This is a genomic window from Anaerophaga thermohalophila str. Valhall, assembly GCF_000250735.1.
GTDB classification, from domain to species: Bacteria; Bacteroidota; Bacteroidia; order Bacteroidales; family Marinilabiliaceae; genus Anaerophaga; species Anaerophaga thermohalophila_A.
Genome location: NZ_AHZV01000093.1, coordinates 1 through 6,674 on the forward strand (window position 1 = coordinate 1; position 6,674 = coordinate 6,674).

Sequence of the window (6,674 nt, forward strand, 5' to 3'; positions counted from 1 at the left end):
TACCAGTCGCAAGCGTAACACAGCAAATGGTACTTTACGGAGAGACGCTATTCAGCACAAACTCTTTGGCATGATAGGTAATGATGATATCGGCGCCTGCTCTTTTAATGGATGTCAGAATTTCTTTTATGATGCGTTTTTCATCAATCCACCCGTTTTGCGCAGCCGCTTTCACCATTGAGAATTCACCACTAACATTATATGCCACCACAGGTATATTAAAAGTGGCTTTCACGCGGTTAATGACATCCAGATAACTTAGTGCGGGTTTCACCATTACCATATCGGCTCCCTCGTTAATATCTTCCCGAACTTCACGCAGAGCCTCATTCGAGTTGGCTGGATCCATTTGATACGTGGATCGATCACCAAACTGTGGTGCACTCTCGGCAGCATCTCTGAACGGGCCATAAAAAGCAGATGCATATTTTGCGGAGTAGGCCATAATCGGGGTATTCTCAAAACCGTTTTCGTCCAGTGCTTTCCGGATGGCAGCGACCCGTCCGTCCATCATGTCGCTGGGTGCAACAATATCGGCACCTGCTTCTGCCAGAGTAACCGACTGGGCTGCCAGGGTTTTCAGAGTCAGATCGTTATTGACATCACCATCTACAATGGTTCCGCAATGCCCGTGTGTTGTATACTCACAGTTGCAGACATCGGCCACAATCATCACCTCGGGCACTGCTTTCTTCAATGCCCTGATAGCACGTGGCACTATAGCATCCTGATGACAGGCCACACTTCCATCCTCGTCTTTCTTTTCGGGAATACCAAATAACAAAACTTTGTCAATACCTGTGGTAGAATATAAATCTTTGATCTCTTCCACCAAAAGATCGACCGACAATTGATAGTTCCCCGGCATCGATTTTATTGGATTCCGGACACCTTCGCCGGGACAAACAAAATAAGGCATTATTAGATCATCTCTGTTGACGACGGTTTCACGAACCATGTTTCGAATGGCCGGAGACTTGCGTAAACGTCTTAAACGTGTTATGGGAAAACTCATGGTGTATGTTTTTTTGAACTGTTATTCAATAAATGAGCCCGGTCTAAAAAGCATCTTTGTTGCCAAACTCTGTGTTGTTTTAAATTTTTACATCCTCATTGACAATGGGTTAACTCCGGTGCAAAAATTTAAAACGCCTTGATTTTGAACAAAAATATGCTTTTTATACCGCACTCATAAATATTGTCAATTTTTTTAGAAATCAGATTAATATAGGCATTCCGGTCGGTTAATAAGTGTCTGTGCATAAAGTGCCATTTGCTGTGTTACGCTCGCCGCTAAAATACTCATTTACGAAAAGTAAACTCCGGTTTTGGCGGCTTCGCAAGCCTTGCAACCGGCACTTTCTGAACAAACACACACTAATTAATCCGTTTTATCCGGTCCGGTTCAATACTTCAAGGACAGTTTTTGCCAATCCTTCATAACTCTGGTTTTTGGCAGTAGCCTTCACTTCAATACCCGGTTTCAAAGCAGCAGAAGTTGTTGTTTCACCAATGCTGACAACACGTAACGGTACCTTCAGGCGATCCGATACAAGGTGATAAAGATTTTTTATACCGGAAGGACTGCTCACAGCAATTAAATCATAATCATCATTTTTTATTCTGCTCAAAATTCTTTCATTAATATTTTCGGGCTGTTTTGTTTCATAAACATTGACGCGTTCCACCTGGTTGTTATCGTTCAAAGATTTAGTCAAAAGATCAGGAGCCAGACTTCCCAGAACCAGAAGAATGTTTTTTCCTATCCCCAAAACACTTTGTAATTCTTCAGCAAACTTTTCCCCCGAATACCCACTGCCGGTAAAATCAGGCTCATATCCCTCCTCCAGCAAAGCCGATGCTGTCCCTGCTCCTATAACAGCAATTTGATTGACTGGAGAAGGTTTGTATTTCTTCAGAAAAGACCTGACCCCGTTTTTGCTTGTAAAGATTATCCACTGATAATCATTTATATTTTGTTTCAATTCAAAGAATGAGGTATCGATTTCTATCAGAGGCATTGACAACACTGTGATGTCCTGTGATTCCAGAATAGTTTTAAATCTGTCATCCGGTTTTTCAGGCCAGGTAGATATCACTGTCGGTTGTTTCGCCATATTCATAATATTAATTAGTGTCTGTCCATAAAGTACCATTTGCTTTGTTACGCTCGCCGCCAAAATACTCATTTACGAAAAGTAAACTGCGTTTTTGGCGGCTTCGCAAGCCTTGCAACTGACACTTTCTGAACAGACACACATATTGTGAAAATTTTTGCGAGTTTATAGACGAGCACTAATGAGTGTCTGTCCATAAAGCGCCATTTGTTGTGTTACGTACTCCTCGGCTATCATAATATGCCCCCGAAGGTGGCCAGATGTTATCTGAGACTACTGAGAATTTCTTTTCCGCCCATCGCCAGGATCTTTCGGCCCAGCTCTGCTGCAACGATACCGGCTATCTCCAGTTCACCTTCCATGGTTTCCTTCAGAACCGTACAGCCATCAACAGAAGCCACCATCCCTGTCAAACTGATCCTGTGATCTTTAATTTCCGAAAAGCATCCTACAGGTATCTGACAACCTCCTTCTATAGTATGTAGAAACGTTCGTTCTGCACTGGTAGTTAACAGAGTGGTTTCGTCGGTAATTTTACTGACAATTTGAGCGACTTTCGCATCATGATCACGAATTTCCATAGCCACGGCTCCCTGACTCACAGCCGGAAGCATGATATCCGCATCGAGATACTCCGTAATTTCCGATTCAAGACCGAGCCTGATAAAACCGGCTCCGGCCATCACCAAAGCATCACAATGCCCTTCGTGCATTTTTCTGAGACGTGTATTGACATTTCCACGAATATCAACCACTTTAAGTTCCGGATTATAATGAAGAATCTGAGCCTGGCGACGTAAACTCGAAGTCCCGATACGATCACCCGGGTTCATATCTTTCAGTTTACGTCTGCCACGGGAAACAAGCACATCACGTACTTCGCCCCTGGGTAAAACGCCACCCAGAGTAAGTCCCGCAGGGAGAATGGTTGGCAGGTCTTTCAGACTGTGAACAGCGATATCAATTTGTCCTTTCAGCAATGCATTTTCTATTTCGCGGGTAAAAAGGCCTTTATCACCGATTTTGGACAAAGCCACATCAAGCACAGCGTCCCCTTTGGTTTTAATGGGTATAATATTCACGACTATCTGAGGATAAATATTTATCAATGCCTCCTTCACCTGATGAGCCTGCCACAAGGCAAGTTTGCTGCTACGCGTTCCTATGTTTATTTTCTCTATTGTCATTACCTTCTACCGGTCGAACAAACGATGAACCAGCTGAACCATCTCATCTTTTTGCTCATCCTTCATTGTGGATTTAAGATTTTTTACCAGCGTATTGATCATCTTTTCTGAAAGATGATGTCCGTATTTTTCCATTATCTCCAGTTCTGTGGCCGAATGGGAAGCCCCAAAAGCTTTAAGTCCATCATAATGTATCTGACGTACAGAAGATACGATGTGTTGTATTGTTGGTGATAGTTCCCGACTTTCCAGCCATTCCTCAAATTCGGAAACTTTTTTGTTAATGATTTTCTCAGCCGTCTCGAAATAGCTTTTTTTTCTCTCCTCATTCTGCAAAACCACCTTCTGCAAATGATCAATATTGAGCAGGCGAACATTTTTTATTCTGCCCACATCAGGATCAATGTTCCTGGGTACCCCCAGGTCAATCATCATCACTTTGTGGCCTGGTTGGTGTTCCCTTAAAAGAGAATTATTGATGAGATGTTCTCCCGAAACAGACGTAATCACAATTTCTGCATCAAGAATGGCCTCTCGCAGGTTTTCAAAAGGAACAATGTCGGCATGAAACCTTGCCGCTAATTGCTCAGCTTTTTCGATGGTTCTGTTTGCAATAGCAATAAACCGGCATCCACGTTTATGCAAATTTTTTACGACAAGTTCTCCTGTTTCGCCTGCGCCCACCAGAAGGATTTTGCGTTTTTCCAAATCGGAGAAATGTTCGCGGCATTTTTCAACAGCTGCATAGCTCACTGAAAAAGCACCACGGCTAATTCCTGTCTGGGAACGAACCTTCTTCCCCACTTCGAAAGCCTTAATAAAAAGGCGGTTAAGGATTTTTCCAATGGAACCCTGCTTTCTGGCAGTATTTAATGTGTCCTTAATTTGAGAAACAATCTGATATTCGCCGACAACCATTGACTCAAGCCCTGAAATGAGCCGAAAAAGATGAGTTACAGCATCGCGATCGAAAAGATGATAGAAGTGTATTTTATTTGCCGTGCCGGAAACACTAAATTCCCACAAGCAATTTTCTATATACTCAACAACCCTGTCTTGATTCTGGTTATGCGAAGAAAAATACAATTCAGTCCGGTTACAGGTCGACAGAATTAATACTTCTTCCACCTGGCTGCCCGCCAAAATACATTCGGACAAGCGACCAACATCTTCTTTATCGAAAGCATATTGCTCCCTGACATCTAACGGGGCGGATTTATGACTTAATCCGATTATTCCAATCATATTGAAGTTCGGTACTAACCTGATCTCTACATAAATCAGGCTAAGTGTAAATGTTGAATTAATTTAAACCGGACAAATTCCGGATAAAACCTTAAATGGCTAAACAAAACAACATAAAGTGGGAGGTGAAAGCCCCGAGAAAATAAACCGGAAGAAACGATCGCTTTGAAAATCATTCCGAACAATCCATCGTCCGGGAATAATCGTTTGCATCGGTCTGCGAAGCGACAGAAAAACACTTTGCTTTTCCTTTCCTTTATAATCAGATTTTTCTTTGGAACATACGTGGGAACCATACGAAGAAAACATATAGTTCGTCTGAAAATAAGAATTGGAAGCAGGTAATGATGCATCAATCCGGTATGCACAGTCTACGTCATTTCGGACATAACCGGATTTTTGGGCAGGCGTCTGAATGGAAAAAGCAAACACCACCCCCAATAAAATGAGATAAGGTAGAACGGAGCCTGCAATACCTACTAAAAACATTTGTGACGAAGTTTTGATTATTTTACCTGCTCAATCAACAAAGATAAGATTTTGAAACGGGAATAAGAACTTTATTTTCTTTTTCTGATTTTGCCTGCAATTTCGCCAGGACTCACAGAAAACTGTTCACCGGATTCCATGTTTTTTAAAGTTACAGTGCCGGCCTTCATCTCTTCTTCTCCTACCAGGGCGACAAAATCAATATTTTTCTTATTGGCGTAATTCATTTGCTTCTTCATCCTGGCGCTATCGGGGTAAACTTCCACTTTAAGCCCCTGCTGCCTTAATTCTGTAGCAAGCTTAAGACACCAGAGCCCTTCACGAGGGCCAAAGTTGACAAACATCAACTGGGTACTTGCCGTCACTTCCGAAGGAAAAAGTTCAAGCTGGTTCATGACATCAAAAATGCGGTCGGCTCCAAAGGAAATACCGACGCCGGAAACATTTTTTAATCCGAAGATGCCGGTAAGATCGTCGTACCGTCCGCCTCCGGTAATACTACCAATCTCAACGTCAAGTGCTTTTACTTCAAAAATAGCTCCCGTATAGTAGTTAAGACCCCGGGCAAGCGTAAGATCAAGTTCTATGCCGGTCTTCAATTCCAGGGCCTCCAATATGGTCAACACCTCACGAATCTCATTAACTCCTTTGATTCCTGTTTCTGATGAAGCCAGTATATAGGAAAGCCGGTCAAGTTTTTCATTGTTTGTTCCGCTCAGCGACAAAATGGGCTGTAATTTTTCGATGGCTGCATTTGAAAGGCCTTTTTCCAAAAGTTCTGCATTCACCTTTTCCAAACCAATTTTTTCCAGTTTGTCGATGGCCACAGTGATGTCTGTCAACCGGGAAGATTCACCGATAATTTCGGCAATCCCGGCCAACACCTTCCGGTTATTGAGTTTAACAATCACCCGGATGCCCAATTTCCGAAAAACTTCATCCACGATCTGCACCAATTCCACTTCATTGAAAAGACTATCACTGCCTACGACATCCACATCGCACTGAAAAAACTCCCGATATCGTCCTTTTTGGGGACGATCGGCACGCCAAACCGGCTGTATCTGGTAACGCTTAAAGGGAAAAGTTAACTCGCCCTGGTGTTGAACAACGAATCTTGCAAAAGGAACCGTCAGGTCGTAACGCAAACCTTTCTCACTGATCTGACCGGTTAACCGGGAAGAATCTTTTTGAGCCAGCAGCTTTTCATCAGCCTTACTAAGAAAATCCCCGGAATTGAGAATTTTAAAAAGAAGTTTATCTCCCTCATCGCCATACTTACCCAACAGGGTATCAAGATTTTCCATGGCCGGGGTTTCGATAGGCATATAGCCATATTTCTGAAAAACTTCTCTGATGGTATCAAAAATATAGTTTCGCCGTACCATTTCGGCTGGAGAAAAGTCGCGTGTTCCTTTTGGTATAGATGGTTTCTGAGCCATTATTAAATCCTTTGTTTTTATTCGGCTGCAAATTTAGGAATTATTCGGGAAGTCGCTAAGAAATCTGCAACAGGGGAACATCAAACTTATGAGATGCTATGAGTTTTTGTCTATTTTATTTCATGCCGGGAACGTAAATTTAAAGAAACGCAGAAATCGCAAAAAAAGGTTTTATCCTGCTTTATTCATAAGTT

General features: G+C 42.4%; 6 protein-coding genes. All 6 read right to left on the reverse strand.

Annotation, left to right across the window (positions count from 1 at the left end; translation table 11 throughout):
• Window positions 1–34: 34 nt before the first annotated feature.
• Window positions 35–1,015, reverse strand: coding sequence for a porphobilinogen synthase (hemB, locus tag OQ5_RS0104180; protein ID WP_016776292.1), 981 nt, complete (start codon window positions 1,013–1,015; stop codon window positions 35–37).
• 376 nt (window positions 1,016–1,391) lie between these two features.
• Entirely contained in the window at window positions 1,392–2,117 is a 726-nt protein-coding gene (locus tag OQ5_RS0104190; RefSeq protein ID WP_026055105.1) for a uroporphyrinogen-III synthase, read from the reverse strand.
• Window positions 2,118–2,380: 263 nt separating this feature from the next.
• Entirely contained in the window at window positions 2,381–3,304 is a 924-nt protein-coding gene (gene hemC / locus OQ5_RS0104195) for a hydroxymethylbilane synthase (RefSeq protein WP_016776295.1), read from the reverse strand.
• 6 nt (window positions 3,305–3,310) lie between these two features.
• Window positions 3,311–4,549 carry a glutamyl-tRNA reductase gene (hemA, locus tag OQ5_RS0104200; protein ID WP_016776296.1) on the reverse strand — a complete coding sequence of 413 codons (1,239 nt, stop codon included), beginning with the start codon at window positions 4,547–4,549 and terminating at the stop codon, window positions 3,311–3,313.
• Between the two features lie 99 nt (window positions 4,550–4,648).
• Window positions 4,649–5,038, reverse strand: coding sequence for a hypothetical protein (locus OQ5_RS0104205; protein ID WP_016776297.1), 390 nt, complete (start codon window positions 5,036–5,038; stop codon window positions 4,649–4,651).
• Between the two features lie 71 nt (window positions 5,039–5,109).
• Window positions 5,110–6,480, reverse strand: a complete 1,371-nt coding sequence (hisS, locus tag OQ5_RS0104210) for a histidine--tRNA ligase (protein ID WP_016776298.1) — start codon at window positions 6,478–6,480, stop codon at window positions 5,110–5,112.
• Window positions 6,481–6,674: the final 194 nt, after the last annotated feature.